Source organism: Salinimicrobium oceani, from assembly GCF_012037645.1.
Genome location: NZ_JAAVJR010000349.1, coordinates 1 through 536 on the forward strand (window position 1 = coordinate 1; position 536 = coordinate 536).

1 protein-coding gene and 1 pseudogene are annotated in these 536 nt (G+C 40.1%); both read left to right on the forward strand.

Features of this window, described 5'->3' with window-relative positions; translation table 11 throughout:
• Positions 1–193: DegT/DnrJ/EryC1/StrS family aminotransferase (locus HC175_RS17120; RefSeq protein ID WP_168139538.1), on the forward strand; the 193-nt coding region annotated here is incomplete at its 5' end.
• A 7-nt stretch (positions 194–200) separates the two neighbouring features.
• Positions 201–536: pseudogene (locus HC175_RS17125) on the forward strand (amidohydrolase family protein); the annotation flags it as partial.

Below are 536 nucleotides of genomic sequence, written 5' to 3' on the forward strand. Positions count from 1 at the left end.
TCCTTTCGGTATCTATTATCCAATTCCGCTTCACAGCCAAAAAGCGTACAAAGACGAACGTTATAATGAAGCTGATTTCCCTGTGACCAATCAATTGGTACAGGAGGTGATCTCTCTGCCCATGCATACCGAACTTGATGATGAACAAATTGATTATATTACCGGCAACATAAAAGAGTTTCTTAATCAATAGCAACTTCATGAAAAAATTATTGTGGGCAATTTTTTTGCTTTTCGGCCTCTCGGCTGCTGCACAGGATATTTATATTCAAAGCGGAAATTTAATAGACACAAAAACCGGAAAGATTCTTGGTAACCACACCGTCATTGTCTCGGGAAAAAAAATCAAAAGTGTAGAAAAGGGTTTTGTGCAGCCGGCAAAGGCTTCAGACAGTCTGATCGATTTGCGGGAGATGTTTGTACTTCCGGGATTAACAGATATGCATGTGCACCTCGAAAGTGAGACAAATCCCTCCAAGTATCTCGACCGCTTTACAAATAATGAAGCCGATGATGCTTTTAATTCGGTAGGTTTT